The 24833-nt window shown below is 39.7% G+C and carries 26 protein-coding genes; 8 read left to right on the top strand and 18 right to left on the bottom strand.

The annotated features are described in order from the left end of the window. Position 1: 1 nt before the first annotated feature. The 12 genes from JWG40_RS01190 to asd form a co-directional block, all read right to left on the bottom strand. On the bottom strand, positions 2 to 1219 hold the full coding sequence (locus JWG40_RS01190) for a pyridoxal phosphate-dependent aminotransferase (RefSeq protein WP_205284060.1): 1218 nt from the start codon (positions 1217 to 1219) through the stop codon (positions 2 to 4). Between the two features lie 8 nt (positions 1220 to 1227). Continuing rightward, a complete protein-coding gene (locus tag JWG40_RS01185) occupies positions 1228 to 2925 on the bottom strand; it encodes a DNA repair helicase XPB (protein WP_205267936.1) in 1698 nt (565 codons plus the stop codon). Positions 2926 to 3256: 331 nt separating this feature from the next. Then, positions 3257 to 4228 (bottom strand): tRNA dihydrouridine(20/20a) synthase DusA, encoded by a 972-nt coding sequence (dusA, locus tag JWG40_RS01180; RefSeq protein ID WP_205284059.1) that lies wholly within the window; start codon positions 4226 to 4228, stop codon positions 3257 to 3259. Positions 4229 to 4238: 10 nt separating this feature from the next. After that, positions 4239 to 6353 carry a flagellar biosynthesis protein FlhA gene (locus JWG40_RS01175; protein WP_205284058.1) on the bottom strand — a complete coding sequence of 705 codons (2115 nt, stop codon included), beginning with the start codon at positions 6351 to 6353 and terminating at the stop codon, positions 4239 to 4241. 4 nt (positions 6354 to 6357) lie between these two features. After that, positions 6358 to 7488 carry an EscU/YscU/HrcU family type III secretion system export apparatus switch protein gene (locus JWG40_RS01170; RefSeq protein WP_232369094.1) on the bottom strand — a complete coding sequence of 377 codons (1131 nt, stop codon included), beginning with the start codon at positions 7486 to 7488 and terminating at the stop codon, positions 6358 to 6360. A gap of 140 nt (positions 7489 to 7628) precedes the next feature. Then, the gene (fliR, locus tag JWG40_RS01165; protein ID WP_205284056.1) at positions 7629 to 8411 is read right to left on the bottom strand and encodes a flagellar biosynthetic protein FliR; all 783 of its coding nucleotides are present in this window, start codon (positions 8409 to 8411) and stop codon (positions 7629 to 7631) included. 1 nt (position 8412) lies between these two features. Next, positions 8413 to 8676: a flagellar biosynthesis protein FliQ gene (gene fliQ / locus JWG40_RS01160; protein WP_002974890.1), complete on the bottom strand. Its 264-nt coding sequence runs from the start codon at positions 8674 to 8676 to the stop codon at positions 8413 to 8415. Then, positions 8673 to 9482, bottom strand: a complete 810-nt coding sequence (gene fliP / locus JWG40_RS01155; protein WP_205284055.1) for a flagellar type III secretion system pore protein FliP — start codon at positions 9480 to 9482, stop codon at positions 8673 to 8675. The genes fliQ and fliP overlap by 4 nt, the downstream gene beginning before the upstream one ends. Continuing rightward, entirely contained in the window at positions 9479 to 10222 is a 744-nt protein-coding gene (locus JWG40_RS01150; protein WP_205284054.1) for a FliO/MopB family protein, read from the bottom strand. Before JWG40_RS01150 ends, fliP begins: the two co-directional genes overlap by 4 nt. Before the next feature lie 41 nt (positions 10223 to 10263). Further along, on the bottom strand, positions 10264 to 11331 hold the full coding sequence (fliN, locus tag JWG40_RS01145) for a flagellar motor switch protein FliN (protein WP_205284053.1): 1068 nt from the start codon (positions 11329 to 11331) through the stop codon (positions 10264 to 10266). 94 nt (positions 11332 to 11425) lie between these two features. Continuing rightward, complete coding sequence (locus tag JWG40_RS01140) at positions 11426 to 11749, bottom strand: DUF971 domain-containing protein (RefSeq protein WP_205284052.1); 324 nt, start codon at positions 11747 to 11749, stop codon at positions 11426 to 11428. Position 11750: 1 nt separating this feature from the next. After that, positions 11751 to 13997 (bottom strand): archaetidylserine decarboxylase, encoded by a 2247-nt coding sequence (asd, locus tag JWG40_RS01135; protein ID WP_205284051.1) that lies wholly within the window; start codon positions 13995 to 13997, stop codon positions 11751 to 11753. Between the two features lie 35 nt (positions 13998 to 14032). Between asd and JWG40_RS01130 the strand changes: the two genes are divergently transcribed. Genes JWG40_RS01130 through JWG40_RS01115 form a run of 4 tightly spaced genes read left to right on the top strand, consistent with a single transcriptional unit; the run spans position 14033 to position 15900 of the window. After that, positions 14033 to 14857: an LIC_11366 family protein gene (locus JWG40_RS01130; protein WP_205284050.1), complete on the top strand. Its 825-nt coding sequence runs from the start codon at positions 14033 to 14035 to the stop codon at positions 14855 to 14857. A 39-nt stretch (positions 14858 to 14896) separates the two neighbouring features. After that, a complete protein-coding gene (locus tag JWG40_RS01125; protein ID WP_002974937.1) occupies positions 14897 to 15136 on the top strand; it encodes a hypothetical protein in 240 nt (79 codons plus the stop codon). After that, positions 15133 to 15480, top strand: coding sequence for an arsenate reductase family protein (locus tag JWG40_RS01120; protein WP_205284049.1), 348 nt, complete (start codon positions 15133 to 15135; stop codon positions 15478 to 15480). Before JWG40_RS01125 ends, JWG40_RS01120 begins: the two co-directional genes overlap by 4 nt. After that, on the top strand, positions 15481 to 15900 hold the full coding sequence (locus tag JWG40_RS01115; RefSeq protein ID WP_205284048.1) for an SRPBCC family protein: 420 nt from the start codon (positions 15481 to 15483) through the stop codon (positions 15898 to 15900). Positions 15901 to 15904: 4 nt separating this feature from the next. Here JWG40_RS01115 and lpxD read toward each other — a convergent pair whose 3' ends face one another. Next, entirely contained in the window at positions 15905 to 16924 is a 1020-nt protein-coding gene (gene lpxD, locus JWG40_RS01110; protein ID WP_205284047.1) for a UDP-3-O-(3-hydroxymyristoyl)glucosamine N-acyltransferase, read from the bottom strand. A gap of 102 nt (positions 16925 to 17026) precedes the next feature. On the opposite strand from lpxD, the gene JWG40_RS01105 reads away from it, so the two are divergent. Continuing rightward, complete coding sequence (locus tag JWG40_RS01105; RefSeq protein WP_205284046.1) at positions 17027 to 17503, top strand: OmpA family protein; 477 nt, start codon at positions 17027 to 17029, stop codon at positions 17501 to 17503. On the opposite strand, the gene JWG40_RS01100 is transcribed toward JWG40_RS01105, so the two are convergent. From JWG40_RS01100 to JWG40_RS01080, 5 genes are read right to left on the bottom strand one after another with little or no spacing between them, the layout of a single operon-like run. Beyond that, on the bottom strand, positions 17500 to 18096 hold the full coding sequence (locus tag JWG40_RS01100; RefSeq protein WP_205284045.1) for a TIGR04282 family arsenosugar biosynthesis glycosyltransferase: 597 nt from the start codon (positions 18094 to 18096) through the stop codon (positions 17500 to 17502). The two genes, JWG40_RS01105 and JWG40_RS01100, sit on opposite strands and share 4 nt — an antisense overlap. After that, positions 18056 to 19339 carry an MptA/MptB family glycosyltransferase gene (locus JWG40_RS01095; protein ID WP_205284044.1) on the bottom strand — a complete coding sequence of 428 codons (1284 nt, stop codon included), beginning with the start codon at positions 19337 to 19339 and terminating at the stop codon, positions 18056 to 18058. The genes JWG40_RS01100 and JWG40_RS01095 overlap by 41 nt, the downstream gene beginning before the upstream one ends. Beyond that, on the bottom strand, positions 19326 to 20057 hold the full coding sequence (locus JWG40_RS01090) for a glycosyltransferase family 2 protein (RefSeq protein WP_232369087.1): 732 nt from the start codon (positions 20055 to 20057) through the stop codon (positions 19326 to 19328). Before JWG40_RS01090 ends, JWG40_RS01095 begins: the two co-directional genes overlap by 14 nt. Next, on the bottom strand, positions 20035 to 21396 hold the full coding sequence (locus JWG40_RS01085; RefSeq protein ID WP_205284043.1) for a multiheme c-type cytochrome: 1362 nt from the start codon (positions 21394 to 21396) through the stop codon (positions 20035 to 20037). Before JWG40_RS01085 ends, JWG40_RS01090 begins: the two co-directional genes overlap by 23 nt. After that, the gene (locus tag JWG40_RS01080; protein WP_205284042.1) at positions 21354 to 22274 is read right to left on the bottom strand and encodes a sulfurtransferase; all 921 of its coding nucleotides are present in this window, start codon (positions 22272 to 22274) and stop codon (positions 21354 to 21356) included. Before JWG40_RS01080 ends, JWG40_RS01085 begins: the two co-directional genes overlap by 43 nt. A gap of 139 nt (positions 22275 to 22413) precedes the next feature. Between JWG40_RS01080 and JWG40_RS01075 the strand changes: the two genes are divergently transcribed. The 3 genes from JWG40_RS01075 to JWG40_RS01065 are packed head-to-tail and all read left to right on the top strand — an operon-like array spanning position 22414 to position 24816. Next, the gene (locus tag JWG40_RS01075; RefSeq protein ID WP_205284041.1) at positions 22414 to 22890 is read left to right on the top strand and encodes a DUF4395 domain-containing protein; all 477 of its coding nucleotides are present in this window, start codon (positions 22414 to 22416) and stop codon (positions 22888 to 22890) included. A gap of 14 nt (positions 22891 to 22904) precedes the next feature. Further along, the gene (locus tag JWG40_RS01070) at positions 22905 to 24242 is read left to right on the top strand and encodes a hypothetical protein (protein WP_205284040.1); all 1338 of its coding nucleotides are present in this window, start codon (positions 22905 to 22907) and stop codon (positions 24240 to 24242) included. Further along, positions 24205 to 24816, top strand: a complete 612-nt coding sequence (locus JWG40_RS01065) for a helix-turn-helix domain-containing protein (RefSeq protein WP_205284039.1) — start codon at positions 24205 to 24207, stop codon at positions 24814 to 24816. Before JWG40_RS01070 ends, JWG40_RS01065 begins: the two co-directional genes overlap by 38 nt. Positions 24817 to 24833: the final 17 nt, after the last annotated feature.

Genomic DNA, 24833 nt, shown 5'->3' with positions numbered 1-24833 from the left:
TTTACTTTTGTAAATCCAGAACCATTTGTTTGATGCGAGAGACACCTTTTTCAATGTCCTTCTCACCTAACGCATAAGACAACCGAATGGCTTTGTCATCCCCGAAAGCAATTCCTGGAACTGCAGCCACATTGTATTTATCAAGTAGGATATCACAAAAAAGTTTGGAATAAGAACTTTCTTTTTTCTCTGCCACTAATTTTTTAAACCCAGGCATTTCATAAACACCAGAAATATACGGGAAAGCATAAAAAGCACCTTCTGGCATTCGGCATTCAAACCCTGGAATCTCGCGTAACAGCCCTACGATGAGCTTTCTACGTTTGTCAAAGGCCTTTAGCATTTCTGCCACAGGTGTTTGGTCCCCAGTGAGAGCCGCTTCCGCTGCGGCTTGCGAAATGGACGAAGCATTGCTTGTGGATTGGCCTTGCATGGTATCCATGTTTTTCACAATCTCAGCATTCCCTGCTCCGTATCCAATCCTCCATCCAGTCATAGAATAGGCTTTGGACACTCCATTCACCACAAAGGTTTTTTCCTTCATTTTTGGAGAGATCATGGCTGGATTTACAAACTCCAATCCATCATAAATGATTTTTTCATAAATGTCATCGGAAACAGTGATGATGTCTTTGGGTTCCAAAACCTTTACCAGTGCTTCTACATCGGAACGAGTGTATGCGGCGCCAGTTGGGTTCGAAGGTGAGTTAAAAATAAATACTTTTGTTTTAGGCGTGATGGCCTTTTCCAATTGTTCGGCAGTGATTTTGAATCCGCTAGAAATGTCTGTGGCAACAATCACGGGAGTTCCTTCGGCAAGCCGAACGATGTCCGCATAACTCACCCAATACGGTGCAGGAATGATGACCTCGTCGCCTGGATTTAAAGTTGCCATAAAAAAATTGTAGAGAACCTGCTTTCCCCCTGTTCCCACAATGATTTGGTTCTTTTCGTATTTAAGACCGTTTTCGGTTTCGAATTTACGAAGGATTGCCTCTTTCAAAGAAACAGTTCCACTCACGGGAGTGTATTTGGTTTTCCCCTGGTCCATTGCTTTTTTGGCAGCATCTTTGATATGCACTGGCGTATCAAAGTCAGGTTCCCCTGCACCAAATCCAACAACGTCAAGTCCACTCGCTTTCAATTGGTTTGCTTTCGCAGTGATCGCGAGTGTGGGAGAAGGTTCTACGACATCCAGTCGTCTAGCTACAAGTTTCATTCTATCCTCTATTTAGTGAGTAATTCTTCCGATACAGTTTCTTTAAACTGATCCAAAGTATAAATTTCATATTCATACCCTTGTTCGGTGAGGAAGAGCTGTCTGTTTTGTCCAAACCTTTCTTCGTTGGTATCACGCGAAATCAGTGAGTAAAAAATGGCCGTATTGTCTTGGGACTTCGGACGAAGGATCCGTCCAAGCCTTTGCGCCTCTTCTTGTCTGGAACCAAAAGTTCCCGAAACCTGGATGGCAATGTTCGCATCGGGTAAATCGATAGAAAAGTTTGCCACCTTCGATACCACAAGTTGTTTGATTTGGCCAGAACGAAACGCTTGGTAAAGTTCCTGTCTTTCCGGAAGAGGAGTTTTTCCTGTAATCAAAGGGATTTTGAAAGTTTGGGAAATTTCTTCCAACTGATTGATGTATTGTCCAATGATCAAAATGTTGTTAGTCGAATGTTTCTTCAATATGTAACTGATCGCACGAAGTTTCTCTGGGTTTTCTGATGCCAAACGAAATTTTTCACGGTCATCCGCCACAGAATACTTCATACGAAGGTCATCTTCCATAGGAACACGAATTTCCACACAATTGGCTTCCGCAATCCAAGATTTGGCTTCGAGTTCTTTCCAAGGTACATCATATTTTTTAGGTCCGATAAGTGAGAACACATCTTCTTCGAGTCCATCTTCCCGAACGAGAGTTGCCGTAAGACCTAACCTACGTTTGGCTTGGAGTTCCGATGTCATACGAAATACTGGTGCTGGTAATAAGTGAACCTCATCATAAACAATGAGTCCCCAATTGTTGGCACTGAAGATATGGAAGTGGGTAAAGTCCCCACCTTTTTTCTTTCTATGAGTTAATATATTGTATGTCGCAATGGTGATCGGTTTAATTTCTTTCATCTCACCCGAATACTCACCAATGTCCGATTCCGGAATATCCGTTTTGTCTAAAATTTCATTCCTCCACTGACGAATGGACAAAGTGTTCGTTACAAGGATGAGAGTTTCTGCCCCAACAATTTGCATCACCCCCATACCCACGATGGTTTTCCCCGCACCGCAAGGAAGAACGACAACTCCAGAACCACCTTCGTTACGACCACCAGCATGAAACGCTTCCACCGAAGCTCTTTGGTAATCACGCATTCCAAACTTAATTCCACCTTTTGTCGTAGGACGTAAGTTAAATGGATATTTGTTTCCTTCATCGTAACCCGCAAGGTCTTCCACAGGAAAACCAATTTTGATTAACGCTTGTTTGATGTGACCACGGTATTCTTTTTTAATACGAATTTTATCACCTTCCATTCCATCCACAAAGGGTTGAACGGCACGGTTGTTGGCAATCTCAGTGATGAAACCTTTTTCATTGGAAATGATGTACAATTCCCCAGATTCTTCCTTCACCAATTTTACTTTTCCATAACGAGAGATTTGTTCTCTCACTTCATTCATTACGTTCTTAGGAACAGAGTAACGAGCAAACTTAGTTAAACCTTCAATGATCTCTTCGGCACTCATTTTGATGGATGCTGCGTTCCACAAGGATAGTGGAGAAATGCGATAGGTATGCATATATTCCGGGCTTTTTTCGAGCTCGGCAAACTTGGCAATGAGGTCCCGACAGGCTTCAAATTCTGGGTTATCCACCTCTAGAAGCATCGTTTTGTCACTTTGTACGGTAAGTGGCTTGGTCATGGTAGTTCCCTCTCAATTTAACCAGGCTGAGAAGAGAAACCGCCCTGTCAACCCATTTGATTTTAATAGATTTTGGATGCCATTTCGCCCCCTTTTTCAGGCAAATGGAGAATTTTTCGAACGAATTGCTATGCCATACCGTCTAATATAAGTTATCCTATACCAAAAAGATTCAAATATTTGAATTGACTTTTCCCTTTTTTTATGGGCGTTCCCCAATCTTTCCTAAAACCAAACTTTTTGTTTCCAAGGGTCAGGCTACTTCGGGGTGCGCTAACGCTTCCGTCCCCCGCCATCTAACGATGGCAGGCGACCTTCGCCCTTCGTATCCTTAACGCAAAATATAGTCTTTTAAAATGGATTCACTGGCATCATTTGCATGCATTCTGTCGGTCAGAAATTTTCTGTATTCTCTTGCCCCTTTTTCCCCATGATAAAGCCCCAAAATATGACGGAGGATATAATGTATCTTTCCTTCTTTTTTCAATACAGAATGAACATAGGGAACCAGTTCCGAAAGAACCTCTGATCGAGTCCTAGTCGGGTCTGTTGACTGATAATAAAGTGAATCAACCTCACTAAAGAGAAAAGGATTGTCATAAGCGGCTCGCCCAATCATCACTCCATCTACTTTCGTTAGGTGGTTTTCGATTTCTTCATGGGATTTAATTCCCCCGTTGATGACAATGGACAAATCGGGAAACTCTTTTTTGAGCCGATAGACATCTTCATACCGAAGTGGTGGGATGGTTCGATTTTCTTTGGGCGAAAGCCCTTCTAAAATGGCGATCCTGGCATGAACGATGATTTGGTCCACACCCGCTTCCTTAATTTTGGAAACAAAATGATATAGGTCTTCGTAACTTTCTTTTCCGTTCACACCAATCCGGTGTTTTACGGTCACAGGTATTTTGACTCGGGATTTACAAAAAGCAACCATCTCTGCCACAAGGTCGGGTTCTTTCATTAGGCAAGCCCCAAAACTTCCACTTTGGACTCTGTCGGAAGGACAACCTACATTGAGATTGATTTCATCATACCCATAATCTTCCCCAATTTTAGCGCACTCGGCAAGAGCTGCCGGCGAATCTCCACCTAACTGGAGTGCTATGGGATGTTCTTCTTTGGAAAAATCTAGATACCGATGGTTGTCTTTCCCTCGGAGGATGGCACCTGTGGTCACCATCTCCGTATATAAAAGTGCGTGCCTTGTAATCAGCCGCATAAAGAAACGAAAGTGCCTGTCAGTCCAGTCCATCATCGGAGCGACGGAAATTCGACTGATGGGGACCTGTGGCTGCAAAAACTTTCTCCTATGCTTCTTGTGGGTGCTCCTCACGAGAAGGAAGACTCAGAACAGAAGCGATTTCTGTCGGAACCCCTCGATGGATCTCTTCCGAAGCAATTACTGCAAAGTTCCTTGGGGGGAGTTCCTTTGTCAAAAAGAATGCAAACGCTTGTCTGAGGTAACGAGAAACCACAAAGATCAGGAAACGGTTCTCATCGAGAGCTTTCTGGAGTTCATTGTACACCGATTCCAAAATTCTCACACGCACATCATGAGGAAGGATGATGATTTTACTTCCATCGGTTTCATCGAGTGTGATACTTTTATTCATCCGATCTATGATCCTTGGATCAATCGTAACCACATGTAACTTCCCATCGGGAGAAAGAAAATCATTGATGATTTGGCGAGAAAGAGACTGTCTTACATGTTCAGCCAAATCAAACGGATTGTTTGTTCTGGGAAGATGGTTTGCAATCGCATCCATAATTTTCGGAAGGTTTTTAATCGAAAGACCTTCTGCCAAAAGATTTTGTAAGGTTTGTTGGATGATCCCAAGCCTTCCTTGTTTGTCGTAATCCAATTCTCCCACAAGGGTTGGGTGCGTTTGTCTTAAATGTTCTAGAAGGGCTTTCACTTCTTCTCGTCCGAGAAGTTGTGATGCATAATTGGAAATCAGTTCTTTTAAGTGTGTGATGATGACAGTGGAAGGATCGACCACCGAATAACCTTTGTTCTCTACTTCAATTTTATCATTCGGATCAATCCAGGTGGCTTTCAAACCAAAGGCAGGTTCAGTGAATGGTTCGCCGATGATGGCATCTAAATTTCTAGCAGTGTTATTCATGGCCATCAAACGATCGGCTCTCACTGCCGACTGACCCACAACCACTCCATTGATACGGATACTATAGTTATCATGCGGAATTTCTAAATTGTCTATGATTCGGATTGCAGGAATCACAAGACCAAAATCGATCGCGAACTTTTTACGAGTGTTGGCAATTTGTTCGAGTAAATGCCCACCAGAAGATGAATCCACTAACGGAAGTAAGTCGCGACCCAGTTCCACCTGAATGGCTTCGACAGAAATTTCTTTGATATAGTTTTCTGGTTTTTTCTCTTGGACTTTTTCCTGTGCCACAGTTTCGATTTTTTTAATTTCTTCTTTGGCTACTTTTTCAATGGAATAACCCAGATACCCAATAGCCCCTGCCAAAAACAAAAGGGAAAAGAAAGGAAGGCCTGGAATCAAACTAGAAAGACCGAGAGCACCTGATACGACATACAAAGTTTTGGCATTCCCAAAAAGTTGGTCTTTGATCTCCACGGTCAGTTTCTTTTCGGAACTAGAACGAGTGACAATGATACCAGTTGCTGTTGTAGAAAGTAGTCCTGGAATTTGGGAAACGAGTCCATCCCCAATCGTAAACTTTCCGTAAGTTTCAATAGATGCAAGGAAAGATTCACCGCGTATGGTCGATCCAATCAAAATTCCACCTAACAAGTTGATGGCGGTAATGATAAGGCCCGCTCTCACATCCCCTTGGACAAATTTGGATGCTCCATCCATGGCCCCGTAAAAATCCACTTCGCGTTGGACTTTTTTACGTTTTACCTTGGCTTCGGCCTCAGTAATCGCACCACTGTTGAGCTCCATATCGATGGACATTTGTTTCTGTGGCAATCCATCCAAAGTAAATCTTGCTGCCACTTCCGAGATCCGAGTTGCACCTTTAGTAATAACAAGAACCTGAACAATCGTTAAGATGATAAAGATAATGAGGCCAACCACATACTTCCCGAGACCCGACTCTCCACCCACCACAAAGGTTCCAAACGCTTCGATCACACTCGAATTCATAGCCGGACCCTTAGACAAAATTTGTCGTGTAGTGGAAACGTTCAAAGCTAACCGAAACAAGGTGGTAATTAGTAATAAACTCGGGAAAATCGAAAACTCACTGGGTTCGGTCACAGAGAGCGCTGTCATAAGGATCAAGAGGCCAAGTCCAATACTGATCACAATAAGAATGTCTAAAAGAAAACCAGGTAAAGGGACAATGAGCATTCCCAAAATGAGTAGTGTCCCTACCCCTAAAATCACATCGGATTGTTTAAGTATGTCTCTAAAGTTCATATATTTATGCCATTCCTACTTTTTTTTTAAACTTCTCAAGAGTGATTAGGATTTGAACCACTGCATGGAAGAACTCTTGCGGGATTTCTTTACCCACTTCCACTTGTGCATATAAAAGGCGTGCTTGTTTTGGACTTTCGACGATCGGAACATCATTTTCCCGAGCGATCCTTCGTATTTCGAGCGCTAGACGGTTTTCTCCCTTAGCAATCACTCGAGGTGCGGAATCCCTTCCCATTTCATAAGACAAGGCCACAGAATAATGTGTGGGGTTTGTAATGACCACATCTGCTTTCGGAACTTCACGAAGCATATTTCCTTGCATCATGTCCCGTGCGAGTTGCATCCTGCGGTTTTTCATCACCGGGTCCCCAGAATCTTCCCTCATCTCTCGTTTGGCTTCGGAAGGAGTTTGTTTTAATGATTCTTCAAATTCTGACTTTTGGAAAAAAAAGTCAGCCACAGCAATTCCAAGTAACAAAAGCCCAGCGGCCATCATAATTTTAAATCCAGAATAGGTGATGAGTTTGATGGCTTGCATCATTCCCATATTTCCTGTAAGAAGCACTTTCAAAAAATCTCCGGAGATTAAGATATAACTAATTACTCCGATTAAAACCACTTTTGCCAATGACTTCACTAAGTTAAACAATGTTTGGCGGTTGGGCAATACTCGTTTGAAATTGGGGGAAATTCGATCAAACCGAAACGATAAGGCCCTTGGGGAAAACATAAATCCCACCTGAACCACATTCCCCACAACAGCAAAAACAAGTGTGATCGCAAGGACAGGCCAAAGGAGATTAAAAAAATCACGGGATACACCCGATAGAATCACGCGGAACTCTTCGGCTCCGAACCGATCCATCTTCATCCCCATGGGAAGGTATTTTTTAATAAAAATTGCAGTGTTCTGAATGAAAGTATCACCCAATACAAAGAGGACACCCGTGCCACCTAACAAAACCAATGTAGATGCCACCTCATTGGATTTCGGAACATTTCCCTTCTCTTTTTCTTCTCGCCTGCGACGTTCACTCGGAGGTTCAGTTCTCCCTTCATCTGCTGCCGCAAAGAGTTGGAGTTCTATTTCATAGTAACCAGAAGAAAACTCAAAAAAAGTTTCGGAAACCATCCTCGGCTCTAAAGAATCCAAACCAAAAAAATAATATTTAAACCAGTTGAAATTCGATTCCGCTTTACCACCAAACAGGTGTTCAAACCACCTGAGTAGGAATATTTTAATCAAGTTTAATTGAATGAATCCATTTTTTTTCATAGGCTTGGCCACTCCCGGATGAGTAAACTTGCCTTATCCATAGAAATTTGGATTCCTTGTACCATTTGAGTGGCAATAAAAGTGAGGGTTGCGATGAGAGTGAGTGTTCCAATAAATACTTTGAGTGGAAAAGACATAGACATCACATTCATTTGTTGCGCGGCCTTTCCCATAAGGCCCTCTGCCAGAGAAACCAAAAACAAAATCCCCATCACAGGAAGCGCAATTTTGAAAGCGACAACAAACATGGCACCGATCGCTTCTTCCATAAGTCGGTACAATCCTGCATTCACTTGCCCTGTAAAAGAAATGATCCGAATCTTTTCAAAAGAATAAGCGATGGTTTCAATGAGAAACCTATGTGCCCCAATCACGAGAAAGAGTGCTGTTGCCATTAAGTTTTTCATCGTACCAATGGCCGGAAGTGAGTTTTGAGTGACAGGATCTAAAATTTCCGTATACCCAAAACCAATTTGGTTGTTAAAAAATTCCCCAGCCATCTGGAAGGCAGCAAACACCAGTGAGACGAGAAATCCAATAAACACTCCAATCAACATCTCAGAAATAATGAGTATTCCATAATTAATCATATGGCCAGGAACTTTTGGCATATAAGTCGCTACTACCGGGTAAACAATCAGAGAAACCATAAAGGAAAAAATCATCCGAAGTGAAAAATTGATCGATTCCGAAGAATAAAAAGGCGCCACAAGGAAGAGTCCGAGTAAGCGAACTAAAACCAAAAGAAAAGATTGAAAGTGTAAAACAAATGATTCCATATCATATCTTTTCTATCATAAAAAAAATTTCGCGAGTGTAGTCTGTCATCACTCGCACCATCCAAGCCGAAAAGAAAACAATCACGGCAAAAATAGAAACCAGTTTCGGAACAAAAGCAATGGTTGGTTCTTGGATGGAAGTGGTGGTTTGTAAAATACCAACAATCAGTCCTACTACTAGGGCCGTAATTAAAATGGGACTCGAAATTTTGAGAGTCACGATAAATGCTTCTCTAAGTAAATTAACTACATCGACTTCTGTCATTTATAACTCCTTACAAGCTCAAGGACGAGTAAGTTCCATCCATCAATTAAGATAAATAGAATGAGTTTAAGAGGAAGGGAGATCATTACCGGAGGTAACATCATAAAACCCATAGCAAGGAGTGCGGAAGCCACGATCAAATCAATGACAATAAAAGGAATGAAGATATAAATCCCGATGATAAAGGCTTTTTTGATTTCGCTTAACATAAAAGCAGGAACCAAAACATAAGAAGGAACGTCCTCAAAGGACTTCACATTCTGCACCTTGCCAATTTTTAAAAACAATGCTACGTCTTTGGTTCCATCCCGACCGAGTTGACGAATCATAAACTGACGTAAGTGTTTCATTGACCCTTCCATAAAAGAAGTTTGGTCAATTTTCCCATTTAAGTAGGGTTGTAATGCTTCATCATTCACCTTACCAATAGTAGGTGCCATAATGAAAAAAGTGACAAAAAGAGCAAGACCCATCATCACCTGGTTTGGTGGTAAGTTTTGGAGTGAGAGTGCCCTTCTCACAAAATCAAATACAATCACAACTTTTGTGAAGGATGTGACACTCATGACAATGGCCGGAGCCAAAGAAAGAATGGTCACAAGAAAAAGGATCATCAGAGAAAGACTTGTGTCTTTTGGTCCCTTCGCCTCATTTACGTTAAACGACAAGTTGGGAATAGGGATTCTTGTTCCTTTATCCTGAGCCATAAGACCCGTAAACCCACCAGCCGTGATGAGAAATAAAATACTTATGAGAAAAATAATAGATTTATGTCTCTTAAGGAAGGAAAAAAAACGCAATTTCACGATTCCCCTCCCTCTAACAATTCTCTGTGTTTGCGAAGTCGAGCAAGGCCTTCTTTGGCCTTTCTTTGGATTTCCGCAGCACCATCAAATTCCAAACTTTCCATTTTGGATGGGTTGATTCGAATTTTTCTTTGTGCTTTGGATTGTAAACTTTCAAGCACTGTTTCTAAGAAGTTCGGAACATAAGGGTCTGCTTCCTCTTTCATCTTTTGGATCTGCGATTTTTCATCAGGCGCAGTCACTTCTGTCAGTAAACTCACAGATCCATCAGCAACACCTAACACAAGAGTACGCCCACCCACTTCTACAATTTGTACCGATTGGGTTGCCGAAAGGGAGAGGCTAGACAAAACCTTCATAAATCCTTTCACAGGATACTTTGCCGATTTTGATTTTTGCATTTGTAAGATGAGGTAATAACCGGCACCCACAAGGATGGCCAAAATAAATAAAATCTTTAGTAAAATCCAAGTGGCAGAAGGAGAATCATCCGGATTTTCTGCATATCTTTCCTGGATGAGATTTGGCTCTTGGGAAACTTTGTCAGCTTCGTCCGCATTCGTTTTGTTAGTATTAGAGGATCCTTCAAATTTCGGTACTGTACTGGAATTATTGGCATCTGCCGGCTTGGTTTTGGATTCCCCTAACTCTTGGCGAAGGATTTGATCGAGTTCTTTCGTTTCCACATTTTGGGAAAAAAGAGGGGATACAAAAAATACTAGGGCTAAGCAAAAGTACATAACTTGCCCCTTTTGTTTTTGAACTCTCTTACCTAAATGGATCATTTTTCGCCTTTGAGTCGGTCTGTAGGACTTACGATATCGGTAACACGAACACCGAAGTTTTCATCGATGACCACAACCTCACCTTTGGCAATGAGTTTGCCGTTGACCAGTAAATCTACTGGTTCCCCAGCTAACTTGTCTAACTCGATGATGGAACCTTCTCCAAGTCCCAAAATATCCTTAATGTACATTTTGGTTCGACCAAGTTCCACCGTCAGTGCCATTTGTACGTCCATCAGCAAGTTGAGATTGGTTTGTCCAGGCCCACCGCCGGCAGTCGCAAGAGAAGGAAAATTAACGCCTTTGATCCCAACAGAACCTTGACCGCCCATTCCCATATTGGGTTGCATGTTGACGTTCATTCCGCCGGACTGTTGTTGTTGTTTTTGGCCTCCCCCCTTTTGAATATCCAATATGGAATTCGCCATAGAGAGAGAAATTACATAGTATACTTTAAAAGAACCGACCCCATCAATATTCAAACTGAGAGCTGTCTTCACCAAACTACTATCATCTGGCAGTTGTAAATCACGACCAGAATTAACTAGAGCAATCTCAGGTGGGCTACCTGACATGGTGCCACCAAGTTTCATTCCAATTTGAGCGGTAACCGTTCCGAGGATCGGAGCCAAGGAATCTTTTAGAGTTTGGAGCTGAGCGTTATCTAATTGTCCAGGAGGAGTCATCCCTCCCATCATCACACCAGCAATTTTTGCGGCGTTCTCTTGAGCCATAATAAGGCAAGCTCGACCCGCCAAACTACCGCTAATCGTTGAAAACAAACTAACGGATTTGGTTCCGAGTTCCTTTTGGACATCGGTAGAGGAGCTCGATTCGGTGGCAGGGTTCATAAAACGAGTGTTTTTTGCTAAGATCGTGCCAAGTGTGTTCCCCGCCACCTGGAATGCAGAGCCGATCACATCGGATATAATATCGCGGTCAATAGGGGATAGGTTGTCCGATGACGAACTTGCGGCGCCACTTAAGGAAGAGAGGTCGAATGTATCATCCGCACCTTGTAGTAATGCGTCTATCTCGTCTTGTGAGAGTGAACCTTCACCCATACCCTTTTATCTCCGGAAAAACTTAGGATAATGAGACATAATATGAATCTTTTTGTCACTCAGTTTTTTTCTCAATTGACAAAAAGTAAGCGGACTAGTCAAAAGCACTAGAAAGTCCATCCGAATAGGCGCGAAGATTGTCATAAGAGTAAATTCCCGTATTGTGGTAGTCACTCCAAACGATCGAAATCGCATAACGACCCACTTTGGTCCAAGAAAGGAGTTTGATAGACTCGATGTGACCCGTTGCCTGCCCCACACTCCCCCCATGTCCCCCACGACAAGTGGCACAAGGGCATTTTTTACGAAGGTCGAGGAGAGAATACTTGGAACCGTGGCCATCCTTCCACTCGATATAGAGGGAATCATCATCAAAAGAGATTTCTTTCGGAAAGGTGGCAAGTTGGGAATTTGGCATTTTATGCTTTCACCGGTAATTTTGTCGTTTTGGAGCGAAAATTTCCAACGGTGGTTCCATACTGAATTTTGTCACCGAGGGCTATGTTTGTCAAATCAATGGTATCGTTTTCGAAAACAAGAATGACCGTTGAACCCATTTCGAAACGACCGAGCTCTGAGCCTTTGTCAATCATAATCGAAACATCTTTATAATGGTGTTCCTTCGCAAAACGAATCCAATTGTTTGTGACAATTTTATTGTCATAAGTCACACGAATCTTTCCTACGTTGGAGGCCCCTACTTTGATCACAGCGATTTTTCCGTATTCTGTCTGCAAGAAGGTGATAAGCCTTTCATTTTTTGGAAAAAGTCCGCGAATATTGAGAACCGCCAAATCATTCACAGGAAATAATTTCCCTGGTTCATAATAATAACCTAAAATTTGGCCAGCAAAAGGGCTATGGATGCGATGGTAATCCTGTGGTGATAAATAGAAGGTAATGTATTTTCCGTTTGTGAAGTGCGGGTAATATTTCTCAGAACCTAACAGCTCTTTTACGGAGTAATCAATCCCTTTGGCCTGGATGATGGTGGACTGGTTAATATTACCGAAACTTGTGATTTTGGAATCTGTAGGAGAAACAACTGCATTGGCAGCCGAATCAATGATCCTTGCTTCCGCGCGAAGTGCACGAGTAAAGAATTGATTTAAAGATGCGTATTCTTTGATCTCCAATTCGGCTTCACTTAAGTTGATTTTATAAGCCTTAGCAAAGGCTTTTAAGATGGGAATCATCATAAAACGTGGTAACTTTAAAGTGGAGAAGTATCCGAAAATTTTTGAGATTAGGTTTTTGGGAAGTAAGGTCAAAAAGAGAAGGTAAATGTCTTTGAAAATTTCATACCGTGCTCCCGACTCGGAAAGGTATTTTTTAAGTTCCAAATTGGCAGACTTTCCAAGTAACATCAAAGAAACGAGGAGTGGTACACTTGTAATGACAGCAGCAATATAACCCCAATGCATCACAACAACAAGTACATCAATTCCGTATTTTACATAGAGGTAGGAAAACCCAAGTGTAGAACCAATAAACAACATTCTGAAAAAATTGGAAAACTTCTCTCCAAATACATAGAATGCATTTTGTTCCCCGCTATAGAACCAACCAGCAAGGCTTAAGATTCCAAAACAAAGAAAGGATACAAAAAATAAAATGGCAGATAAGGATTCTTTTTGTTCCAAAATTCGATCTGGAAAAGAGAGGATGGTATCTAAATTCACCGCACCGTAAGAATACAAAACAAAACCCACAAGAGTGGCCATAACAAAACCTTCAAAAAAGGAAGCAAGCATGCTCACCAACCCTTGTTTTGCGGCATAATCAGTCCGAACTACACCTGCAATTCCAGAAGACTTACCGACGGCAGTTTCCGTAGACAAAAAGAAAGTACTCAAAGAAACAGAAAGGGCACGTAAAATTCCAAAAGCCCCGCCACCTTGCAATGCTTTGATGGAGAAAGCTTCTTTTGTGACATCAGACAAAAACCCAAAAAAGGAAATCATTCCATTAGAAAAAAGAGATACGTAACCAAAGATAAAAAGGATGATTCCTATGGGAGCAAGGATAGAGGCAGCACGCCCCACTCGCCTAACACCGCCAATAACGATAAAAAGTAAAATGACAGAAATGGAAATAGGGCCCGAAAGTCCAGATAAATTCAAACCTTCTTTTGTGATGTATGTGAGTCCGACAAAAGGGAAAATCCCACCAAACAAGAGGACGGTCACCATACTCGCAAGGGAAAATGCCACAGCAAGCCACTTGGCCCTTAAGGCTTTTTCGATAAAGTACATAGGACCGGAAAGGTAACGTCCACTCGGCAATTGGTTCCGAAACTTCACAGCCAAAGTCGAAGAAACAAAACGGATGGGCATCACGAACAAACTCATCACCCAAATCCAAAAAAGAACGCCTATTCCACCATAAGCGATGGCCAGGGCTGTTCCAATGACAGAACCCGCAAGAAGGGAGGACCCAATCCCTGCAAAGAAGGCTTGCGAATGAACCAACTGGCCCTTAGAACCTTTGAAGTCCATATTGCCTGTAAGGATCTTAAGAGAAAGAAAGAGAAAACGAATTTGTGGGAATCCCAATCGAATGCTCAAATAAACTGAGGCGACGAGGATGAGATAGAAATAAGGGCTCAGGATGTCCGATCCTAAAATCAGATTAAACTTAGATCCGTTTTGAAAGAGTGTTTCCATATTGGTTCTTCCTCACGAAATTGGATGAAATTGTTATGTCAAGATGTATTGTGATCCTTTCGTTTCTGGTTTTTATGATTTCTTCTCTAACCTTCGGTACTTTAAGCGCGGAGCCCTCGGGAATCGAAGTGGGAATGCGCTACGGTGCCGGACAAAGAGTTCCCGGCCGGTTTGATGGAGATTTAAAACAGTTTTCATCTACCTTTAACCCACTTGTTTTTTCTGATGTTAATTTAAGCGGTGGGAAATCTTCGAATTTATACGAAGGATTTGTTCGGTTCCTTTTGGACTCCAGATCTCGAGTAGGTTTTATTGTGGGTCGAAATGACTGGCAAATGCTACATCTAACAGAAGTTACAAGTGACTTATACTACACAAAACTGCGTTCAGAAATTTATTCCTATCATGTATTAGGAATGTATTACTTTACCATGCCAATCTATAGGAACTGGGAATGGGAAAATGGGCTCGGGTTAGGTTTTACATCTGCAGACTGGAATATCCGTGGGTATTCTATTGGAGAACTACCTCCAGATACACAGTATTTTAACCAAAGAGGGCGACTCAGAGGGAGTGGACTCGCATACCGACTAGAAACAGCCATCAATCGTCGGTTATACGAAGACACCTTTCTTCAAATTGGACTTGGATACCACCATGTAGCCATAGACAAATTTAGCGGTAACTATAATGGGGAAACTTCAAGTTTCTATATTCGCGCCGATGGAAAGGTGGGAGTTATTGATGACACAAGAATTATTGATGCCACAGTGAGCACTGCACAATCATTTCGAAGATTAGATATGAATTCCGGATCATGGGTTCTTTATTTTTCAGTGTTTCAACGGTTTTTGGATTGACGATCTCTTGGGTAGAGTATCATTCTTTAAGAAAATTACATGAAACCTTCTAAAATCATTACCATTGGTATCAAAGAACTGGCTCACCAAAAAGTCATCCTTGCTGCTTGGTACAACTTTCTAAAAGAAAACTTCGATGCAAAAAAAGTTTCTGCAGAAGAATTTACTTTATACCTGCAAGCCCATGTGATGTATGATTTAGACAAAGATCAAATTGAATTGATGTTGTCTGGAACAGAACCTCTTTTAGAGGATTTCAAAAAGTCTATTTTTGGATGAACCTCCAAATTTTCGGAACAAAAAAATGCAAAGACTCTAAGAAGGCCCAGTTGTTCTTCCAAGAACGTCGTGTGGCTTTCCAGTTTATCAATCTCCAAGAAAAAGAAATGAGCAAAGGGGAACTTAGGTCCATTTTAGGAAGTGTCCGTTTGGATGACTTGATAGATACCGAATCCAAAGTTTACGAAGATAAAAATCTAAAATACATGTTATACGACAAAGAAGAGGCCCTACTCACAAATCCACTTCTATTCAAAACACCGATTGTTCGAGACGGCAAACGTGCCACCATCGGATTTGTTCCCGATGTTTGGAAACAATGGATTTCAGAATCCAAAAAATAAATGATTGAAACTACCGTATCAACGGTTATTAAAAAACCAGTCTCTGAAGTATTTGCCTATGTCTGTAATATGCAAAACCAAACTGCTTATAACTCGAGTATATCTTCTTCCGAAGCAGTGGCAGGTAAATCAAATGAATATAAAATACAAATTGATTTAGGGATTTTTAATCTGACCGAAATCTATAAACTAGAAGAAATTGTCGAAAACCAATTGATTCTTGCCAGTTGTCATTCGAATTCTATGAAATTCACCGATCGTTATGAATTCAAAAATTCCGACGGGAATTGTCATTTAACAATAACAGACAAAATGGAATTACAAGGCCTTTTTAAATTAAGCGAAGGCCTTGTAAAAATGAATTTAAAATCACAAATGACTGCAAATTTAAACTCTCTAAAGAAAATTTTGGAATCTTAAAACTTTAAGACTCCGCTTTCTTTCGTTTCGAATAATCTTTAGATATTTCAGGTAACATCGGAAGGGAACTGTGGATTCTATGCATTTCCAAAGCAGGCCTAGCCGGAATCCCAAAGTAAGCTGTCTTTTCTTTTGAATCTTCGGTAAGACCAGAAAGACCCATAAGAATAGATCCTTTTTTCATTGTTAGGTGTTCTGCGACAGCGGATTGGCCTGCAAGAAAACATCCATCTTCAATGGTCACGGAACCTGCAAGCACGGTAGCTCCAGCTATATAAACATAATTGCCAACACGGCAGTTATGACCCACATGCACATGATCATCAAATTTTGTAAAACTTCCAATGGTAGTCGACTCAAGGGCAGCACGATCCACCGTACAATGCGCTCCCATTTCTACTTCGTCACCGATGATTACGTTTCCAATCTGAGGAACTTTATAACGAACTCCAGCATAATCATAAAAGCCAAAACCATCGGCCCCAATAACGGTATTAGAATGGATCAAATTTCGTTTCCCTAATTTGCAATTATAATAGACTATCACTCCCGATTTTAAAACCGTTTCTTCTCCAATTTCCACACCTGATTCCAAAACAACATTTGGATAGACCACGGCCCTGTCCCCAATGATTACATTTTCCTGAATCACTGCAAAATCCATAATAGTTACATCTTTACCAAGTTTGGCTGAGGGATGGATACTTGCCTTTGCAGAGATGGAAGCTGTATATTTTGGCTTTCTTTCAAAAAGGGATACTACTTGAATAAATTTTACTTTAGAGCCCTCTTCGGGAATAATAATTGCGTTTGGGAACTGTGAAGCTAACGAGTCAATAGTGAGGGCAATTTTTACATCAGAAGCTTTTTTGTGTTTAGCTAAGTATTTTTTCGAAGCCACATAATATATGCTATTTGGATCTACGGGAGTATGGTGCTCCAAGTCTTTGATTCCATTGATCTCTAAATCACCTGAGCCAGTGAAACTTGCACCTAATTGTTCAGCCAAATCTTTTAGTTTCATTTACATACCTTACTTTTGAAAAATAATTGGAAGGGACATATTTCAATCATATTTTTAAAATCTATCATATGGAATTTTTTAAAACATTCCGATGATTAGAGTATGCTCCAACCACTCCTGAACAAGGGCCTTCGTTTGCTTTTGTTAACTTACACCGTTCAATACTGTATATTCCAGGAAAGGTTGGTAGCACAGGAAGGTTATGTCTTCGAAAATCCCTATAAAAAGACAGAAATAGCTAATGATGATAAGAACTTTTCTGTATACTTTACAAAGTTATCTTTTAAAATCTCTAAATCGGATTTAGCTCGTTTACAAACCGCAGCAGATTTTTTAAACCAGAACAGAAATTATGAAGTTTACATTCATGCACATGCGAATGAAGGAAAAACATCAAAAGAAGATCTGGTTATCAGCGAAAAAAGGTCTTTAGAAGTGGAACGTTTTTTTTTAATTCATTTTGTTGAAGAGAACCAAATTAGGAGACTTTTCTATGGGAACTCCAAATTAGCAAACAAAACAAAAGAGCACCAAACACTCAATAGAAGAGTAGAAATTAAAATTCAACAAATCCCCTAATTTTGACCTTTCCAATACTTCAAATCATCGATAGCATCAATATCATACAATTCTTCCAGAAGAGTAACCGTTTTGTTATGGTTTTGAATCACATTCATTGTAAGCGATAAGACATCTTTTGTGCTCCAAGGAATCGAATGGAAGAGATAAGGAGAAAACTCTTTCATCCCTAGTAAATAATAACCTCCATCACGGGCCGGTCCAATTACAAAATCCGATTGCTCTAAACTTTGGTATGCATTAAGGATGATCTCTTTTGTTAAAAATGGGCAATCCGTTCCAATGATCAGGATTTTATTTGGTTTGGATTGGAATTCTTTTTGAAAGGCCCTTTCCATTTTCCAGCCAAGATCTCCCTCTTCCTGAACTTCGGCCCGGTACCCAGTCACAAACCCATTAAACAAAATATTTGTTAGATGGTTCCAATAAACAACTTTGTCCACATCGATATTAGAAGTCACAGACTTTGTGATCTCCAATAATTCTCGGTATATCTTTAAAGTTTCATATTCGCCAATACTAACAGAAAGTCGTGTTTTGACTTTTCCTAATTCAGGTTGTTTTGCGAAGATAATTAATTTGTTTGTTTCCATAATAACCTAAAACTAAAATCGAAATCATCCAATGGATGTACATAAAATTAAGATCCACATACAAACTATAAGATAAAAAAGCTATGAAAGAGACAAATGAAACAAGAACTTCCTCATTTCTTTTTTCAATCATAAATAGAAACCAAGGGATCCAATACCAGGGATGAACCACAGGAGAAAACAAAAGAAACAAAGAATAAAGGATAAAAAATTGATTCGAGAGTGTTAATGAAAAAAAGAAATGAAATCTTTTATTTAGTAAAAGGAGAAGGCCTAATGATAAAAATGATACGAACCCCGATAAATACTCTCCTTCAAATGCATACAAAATAGAATAAAAAATAGGCTCTAAAATACCTGCAAAACGGAACGAATGAAAAAAGAGCCCGATGCCTGCACTGCTTTGTGAAAGAAAATCGGAAAAGACCGTGAGTTTCCATATTATCAAGGAAACGATTATGATTGGAAACAACAGGCGCCATCTACCTTGATTCCATCGCAATCCAAGCGCAAAAAGAAATGTATTGAATTTTAGTTGGGTTAGAAGAAAAAAAGAAAAAAAACGAGAGTTAGTTGACCGAGCAAGAAATAAACACAAAAATCCTGTAACTAACAAAACCTCTGGATGCATTTGAGAAACTCCTTCCAGAATGACAATGGGATTACCAAAATACAACCAATAGGAGGAATTTTTACTATTAGGGTATAGTTTTCGAATTAAAAACAAATTTAAAACCTCTAATATTAGGAGTAAAACTTGAACACCAAGAAAAATATTTCCCAAAACTAAACCAAACAAAGTTCCTAAAGAAAAAAAACACTGCAGTAACAAAGGATAGACGGAATAGTAACCTGGACTATTCATCTTCGAAACTAAAAATTCCAAACCAATGATTTGGGATTTCACAAGTCCCACTAACTCTGCTGGAGTTAAATGGTAGGGAGAAATCCCATTTAAAAATAACTTTGCATCGAATAAATATCGATAGATATCATCGCTCCATACCGCTTGAGAACCAACGACAACCACTCGTAAAAAAAAGCAATAAAGGAAGAAGAGATAAAATCTTTTACCAAACAAAAAAACTAAATCAGATAAAAAATAAAAATATAACGGTAAAACAATCGAAACAACTAGGATGATGCTAATGTCATTTCTATTACCAAAATGAGCTGAAACCAATAATAAGATTGGATAAAGAAAAAAGAGTAGAAATTTTGGAAGTGGATTAATGGTAGACACGAAAAACTAACAACCGAAAAAAAGTATATAAAATTTTGATCCCAACGCGTATCGACATAGAAATGGTTCCTGATATTTTCGAGACACCGGCAAACCGCTTCCGATAGTTGACTGAAATTTCTCGAATATTAAATCCAAGTTGTAAAGCCTTTACATGCATCTCAATATTCCAACCCCAAGTTGGGTCCTCCATCTGCAATTGCAAAATTGAGGAATACTTGATAATCCGAAGTGGTCCCATATCAGTAAACCTACGTCGAAAAAAAATGAGTATTAAAAAACAAGTCAGTGCATTCCCAAATATTTGAATAGGAGAAAGAGCACCTTTTTCTACAACTCCAATGGTTCTTGACCCAATCACTAAATCTGCACCTGTATCCTCAATCACCTGGACCAATTTTTGGATGTCCGAAGGATCGTCAGAACCATCGGCATCACAAAACAAAATAAATTTAGGCTTTAACTTTTCTTGTTTGATCCAATCCAATGCCACCAAACAAGCATTTCCATACCCAATTGCTGGGCAATCCAACGATAAAAATCCCATTTGTTTTACAATCTTTGCAGTTTGGTCTTTAGATGCATTGTTTACCACAATGAATTGAGATTGAGATAATCCAGAACCCGAAAGAAGTCCAGTTAACGCACGTTTTATACCCGCTTCCTCGTCTCGTGCCGGAATGATGCAAAAAACATCATTCACCTTTTCTGAGAGCATTCCTTTTAAATAATTCTTCAAGAGAAGTGTCTATTCTAGATTTTGTTTTTTTCTGATACAATGACTCTAAAACCAAGGAACTATGTGGATACAAATCCTTCATTTTTTCCACCTTTTCTTTATTAGGAGAAGAAAGATATCCCGACGATTGGATCATATAGTCTGATGTGCTGTCTTTTAAACGAACATGAACCGCTTGGAATCGATAGGATACGATAGGTAAATCAGATGGTTCTTGATCTAGTTTCCAAATAAAACTTTTTCCAGACGGAATTCGTTGATCGCTCACTTTTTTTGCCACAGGAGACCAGGACCATTCTTGTCCGATTTTAGTCTCTGCTTTGAAAATCTCTTTTCCTTTTTTGTCTAACCCGACAAGAATCAATCGATAAAAACGTTCAGGATCCCCCGTAGTCACATGATGATCTGCATTGGAATTGGTGAGATGAACTTCAATTCTATTGTTTTCTATTTTTATTTCGGAAAGAACAATCCCCGGTTGATAACCCAATCGAATTTGATCTGGATATAAATCAAAAGTTTTAGGAACACCTCCACCAATAAATCCATGCTTATGAGATCGTCGTATTGGTTTGTGCAAGGATGCTTTCACTAAGGATCGCCGAACTTCCTTTTGGTGACAGGAAGAACAAGATTGATTTGAATTTGTTGCACTTAATTCAGTTCCTGTTTGAAAGGAACAAACCAGCGATTCATTTAATGTATATGTTTCATTGTGGCAATCGTTACAACGATTCAGCAATTGTTTACGATCAATTTTGATTGGATGGGGGGGAGATGTCCCACCTAAAGCCCCAATTACATAACTTTCCTTAGATTCAGAATCAACACGAACATGACAGGTAGCGCAAGTGACTCCTTCGGCTTTCATTTCTGGATTAAAATTTGGATTAGGAATTTCGACTGGTCGAAAATAATCTCCATTTTTAAGTCCTGTTATGATTGTTTCTCTTTGATTTTGTATAGGAATATGACAGTTCAAACAAATCCATTTAGGAGAACTCGGCTTTGCTAACTCTGATTGGAATTGGATATCAGAGAGTGCATTGGCATGAGTGGAACGACTCCATTCTTCATAAATTTCTGTATGACAACTTCCACAGTTTTTTGCAGTGGGAGCCCCAACACCTTTTAAGTTTGGGAGGTTTTCGATTGGTTTGGCCCAAATTTTGCCAAGGAACACCTGTTCGATGGCAATTTCTCTCTGATTCCGGTAGAGATAAATACTAATTCCGAAAACTAGGAATATAAAAAATGAAATGTAAATGTTTCGTTTCAATTTCCAGTTTCCAACGGAAGTTTCGGATCGTGAGACCATTCCCACATGGATCCGGCATAGTTATAAGCATTATATCCATAGGTGCGGAGAATTCCAACGACAAAAGCGGATCGAACACCGCCTGTACAATAGGCAACAATTGGTTTCTCTTTCTGGATGCCCAATTGTTTTAAATATAAGTCCACTTCAGCTTTGGATTTAATATATCCATTAGCATCAAATAAATTTTGATAAAACGCTGATTTAGCACCGGGGATATGACCTCCCCTGGTTTCGCCGTAAGGTGTATCACCAGAAAATTCTCTGGGCTCTCTTGTATCTAAAAGTTGGTACTGTTTTGATGGTAATCCTTTTAAAATTTCGTCTTTTGAAATGGAGGAGGATTGGCTGGTTTGGTTTTCAAAAATGGTTGGACTAATCGAGACGTTATCCGTTCCTTTTTGTTTCTTTTGGATTTCTCTTTCATAGGCGGTGTATCCACCATCCAACCAATAAGACTGAGGAAATCCCGATTCTCGCAGACTCCAAACAAGGCGTCCCTCTTCTCCCCAACCAGCAGAAGAATCACCTAACACGAGTATAATTTCATTTTGTTTGATTCCTAGTTCATTTATTTTTTTACGAACAAGTTTCAAATCCAATAGTTCTCCTTTATAAGGAGCATCCGTACGAGACAGATCCTCCCAGGAGAGAACTTTGGAACCAGGAATTTTGTTTTTCCAACGTTGCACCGTAGTGCGAGTGTCAAGAATCGTGTACTTGGAAAATTGGAGAGCGGCACTAGCAGATAAAAACCATGCTGTCTCTTTTTTTGGTTTGGAGACAGCCTTTGTTGGGCCTGCGCTGAGTTGGAGCCAAAATGCCCAAAGTAGAGAGAGAAAAAATAAATAAATCCCATATCCACGTAGTACTTTCATGGCGATACCCTCCCGATTCCTAAAATCTTTATCTTCTAAGACGAATTTCCGTCAATAAAATAAACATTTCATCCAAGAAAACGAATTTTTCTTGCCTAGAATGACCCTCTCCGTATTTTGGAAGCAAATGGAGGGCAATATGAAAATTGGTTATTATCCGGATGTGGTCAATGAAAATGTCACAAGGATTGTTGCATCCACAGTCGTATTCCTTGGTGTCATTGCTATCTTATTCCCCAATCCTTATGTGTTAGGATTACTTCTTTTTGGATTCACCGCAAGGCTTAGTTACGGCCCCAAGTTTGAGCCCTTTGCCTTTTTTACTTCCCGTTACCTTGTTCCCTGGCTTGGAATTTCCTTTGTAGGAACTGCGGGACCTCCCAAACGATTTGCACAACTCATTGGTTTTTTATTTAGCCTTAGTGCGATTGTATTCTTTAACATTGGTTATTCGTTGGCGTACAAAATTACCCTTGCGACCTTAGTTTTCTTTGCCTCTTTAGAATCTTTTTTGGGTTGGTGTGCCGGTTGTTTTGCTTTTGGTTTGCTTATGAAATTGGGAATCATTCCAGAGGAAATTTGTGAACGATGTAATAACCTAAACTTCAATAAATAATTTGTTATACGACATTGTTACAATGGGTTTTATTCTCACTTTTCTTTTTGGTTACCATTCTCTTTCTTTGGATGGTAACCTTCTCCAAAAACTTTTTTAAAAAATACAGAAGTCAAATTCTGATCATAGGATTTGGAATCCGAGTCTTATGTATTTTTCTTCCTCCCTTATGGGAAGATGATTGGTCGAGATATTTATGGGAAGGAAATTTAATTCGAAATGGAGAATCTCCTTACGAAATGCCTCCCTTACAATACTTTCAAAGAACTGATCTGAGCGAAACAGAAACACAAGTTCTATCCCAAATCAATCATCCCGATTGGACAACGATCTACAGCCCTTTTGTTTTATTCTTTTTTGCCTTATTTTCTGTAGGTTTTTCGGGAATTTTTTTAAAACTATCTTATCTATTCTTAGAAACTTCGAGTATTTTATTTTTTTCGAAAGGAAAGTTTAGTAAAGCTCATCTATTGTATTGGTTATTTCCGGTCCTTATTAAAGAAATTTATATTAATTTTCACTTTGAAATTTTGATTCTATCACTTGCTTGGATCTACTTAAGTTTTCTAAAAAATAAAAGGATCATCCTTTCTAGTTTTGTTTTAGGTCTTTTAGTTCATATTAAAGTTTTTTCTATGATATATTCCCTCTACACCATGAGGAGGGTGAAATACGAACAATGGAAAATTGATTGGATTCAATGGACCAAAGCCATTATATCTTTTTCCTTTGGATTTTTTATTTTCTACCTGATTTACTATGTCTTTTTCCCCGATACAATCGATTTTGGGGTTACCAACTTATTTAGATTTGGCGTTAGTTTTAAATTTAACCAATTTTACGAACCATTTTGGAGAATACTAGGAACCGTAGATCTAAAAACTTTTCCTTTTTTGCTACATTTCATAACGATTACCATTTACGTATTTATCTCCCTAAAGACAAAGAACCGCCTGAGTAAGTTTCAATCAATTTTGGAAAGGTTTGATTTCTACTTTTTATTTAGTTATCTTTTACTTACCCTCCTCCCAGTTTATAATCCTTGGTATTTTCTCATCCTGCTTCCTCTTTTGGTTACCGGAAAATCAAATAGCATAACTCCTTGGATTTTAATCGCTATTCCCCAGTTATCCTACCTAACTCGCGCAAGGTTAGGGATGGAATTTACCTATTTTTATGAAATTCCAGACTTCATTCTACTTCTAGAAGCCTTCCTTTCCTTCATCTGTCTCCTATGGCATTTCAAGCAAATATTCATTTTACTTTACAACATATCCAATATATCAAACATTGCCTCTAAGGGAAGTATTGGGTATGGAAACAGAAACGGAAAGTTTTTCGGCCGCAACTGAGAACGAAAGAAATGTCGATGAAGTCCTGACGGTTGTTCTTGGAGAAACCTTAAAAAGGCGAAGGTTGGAGCTGGGTTTATCAATGGAAAAACTATCACAACTTTCAACCGTTAGTCGAGGAATGTTAGGACTCATTGAATCTGGAAAAACAACTCCGAGTATCGGAATTTTATGGAAACTATCCAAATCACTTCGTATTCCCATCGGTGAAATGATTCCTGATTTGTTTGCTCAATCCCCGCGTTTCATCGGTGCAAATGAAGGGAAACGTTGGATTTCTGCGAAAAATATAGCAGAATCGCGCGTTTTTTACCAAGAAGAAAGAGACCGTTTGAGTATCGTGGAGTGGAAACTAACAGTTGGTAAAGTTTCACAATTTAGCCATTTGCCAACCGCATTCGATATCAAAATTTATCAAGTCCAAGGGCGATCTCGGATTAAACTCAAAACCAAAGAATTAGTTTTGGAACCTTCCGACAGTGCTTTTTTTCCCATAGCAGAATTAGAATCTATAGAAAATGATTTCATCGAAGAATCCAAATTCCTTTGGATTGCTTCCAAAAAAGCCCGTTAAAAAACAAAATCAATCCA

Source organism: Leptospira abararensis, assembly GCF_016918735.1.
GTDB classification, from domain to species: domain Bacteria; phylum Spirochaetota; class Leptospiria; order Leptospirales; family Leptospiraceae; genus Leptospira_A; species Leptospira_A abararensis.
The sequence above is the reverse complement of the archived record's forward strand: the minus strand, read 5'-3'. Positions and strand labels throughout refer to the sequence as shown.

Excerpts from the sequence above, each read along its gene's own strand:
- JWG40_RS01190 (WP_205284060.1), bottom strand. The coding sequence starts at position 1,219 with ATGAAACTTGTAGCTAGACGACTGGATGTCGTAGAACCTTCTCCCACA.
- JWG40_RS01185 (WP_205267936.1), bottom strand. The coding sequence starts at position 2,925 with ATGACCAAGCCACTTACCGTACAAAGTGACAAAACGATGCTTCTAGAG.
- JWG40_RS01175 (WP_205284058.1), bottom strand. The coding sequence starts at position 6,353 with ATGAACTTTAGAGACATACTTAAACAATCCGATGTGATTTTAGGGGTA.
- JWG40_RS01170 (WP_232369094.1), bottom strand. The coding sequence starts at position 7,488 with ATGGTTTCCGAAACTTTTTTTGAGTTTTCTTCTGGTTACTATGAAATA.
- fliR (WP_205284056.1), bottom strand. The coding sequence starts at position 8,411 with ATGGAATCATTTGTTTTACACTTTCAATCTTTTCTTTTGGTTTTAGTT.
- fliQ (WP_002974890.1), bottom strand. The coding sequence starts at position 8,676 with ATGACAGAAGTCGATGTAGTTAATTTACTTAGAGAAGCATTTATCGTG.
- JWG40_RS01150 (WP_205284054.1), bottom strand. The coding sequence starts at position 10,222 with ATGTACTTTTGCTTAGCCCTAGTATTTTTTGTATCCCCTCTTTTTTCC.
- fliN (WP_205284053.1), bottom strand. The coding sequence starts at position 11,331 with ATGGGTGAAGGTTCACTCTCACAAGACGAGATAGACGCATTACTACAA.
- JWG40_RS01140 (WP_205284052.1), bottom strand. The coding sequence starts at position 11,749 with ATGCCAAATTCCCAACTTGCCACCTTTCCGAAAGAAATCTCTTTTGAT.
- asd (WP_205284051.1), bottom strand. The coding sequence starts at position 13,997 with ATGGAAACACTCTTTCAAAACGGATCTAAGTTTAATCTGATTTTAGGA.
- JWG40_RS01130 (WP_205284050.1), top strand. The coding sequence starts at position 14,033 with ATGTCAAGATGTATTGTGATCCTTTCGTTTCTGGTTTTTATGATTTCT.
- JWG40_RS01125 (WP_002974937.1), top strand. The coding sequence starts at position 14,897 with ATGAAACCTTCTAAAATCATTACCATTGGTATCAAAGAACTGGCTCAC.
- JWG40_RS01120 (WP_205284049.1), top strand. The coding sequence starts at position 15,133 with ATGAACCTCCAAATTTTCGGAACAAAAAAATGCAAAGACTCTAAGAAG.
- JWG40_RS01115 (WP_205284048.1), top strand. The coding sequence starts at position 15,481 with ATGATTGAAACTACCGTATCAACGGTTATTAAAAAACCAGTCTCTGAA.
- lpxD (WP_205284047.1), bottom strand. The coding sequence starts at position 16,924 with ATGAAACTAAAAGATTTGGCTGAACAATTAGGTGCAAGTTTCACTGGC.
- JWG40_RS01105 (WP_205284046.1), top strand. The coding sequence starts at position 17,027 with ATGCTCCAACCACTCCTGAACAAGGGCCTTCGTTTGCTTTTGTTAACT.
- JWG40_RS01100 (WP_205284045.1), bottom strand. The coding sequence starts at position 18,096 with ATGGAAACAAACAAATTAATTATCTTCGCAAAACAACCTGAATTAGGA.
- JWG40_RS01090 (WP_232369087.1), bottom strand. The coding sequence starts at position 20,057 with ATGCTCTCAGAAAAGGTGAATGATGTTTTTTGCATCATTCCGGCACGA.
- JWG40_RS01085 (WP_205284043.1), bottom strand. The coding sequence starts at position 21,396 with ATGGTCTCACGATCCGAAACTTCCGTTGGAAACTGGAAATTGAAACGA.
- JWG40_RS01080 (WP_205284042.1), bottom strand. The coding sequence starts at position 22,274 with ATGAAAGTACTACGTGGATATGGGATTTATTTATTTTTTCTCTCTCTA.
- JWG40_RS01075 (WP_205284041.1), top strand. The coding sequence starts at position 22,414 with ATGAAAATTGGTTATTATCCGGATGTGGTCAATGAAAATGTCACAAGG.
- JWG40_RS01065 (WP_205284039.1), top strand. The coding sequence starts at position 24,205 with ATGGAAACAGAAACGGAAAGTTTTTCGGCCGCAACTGAGAACGAAAGA.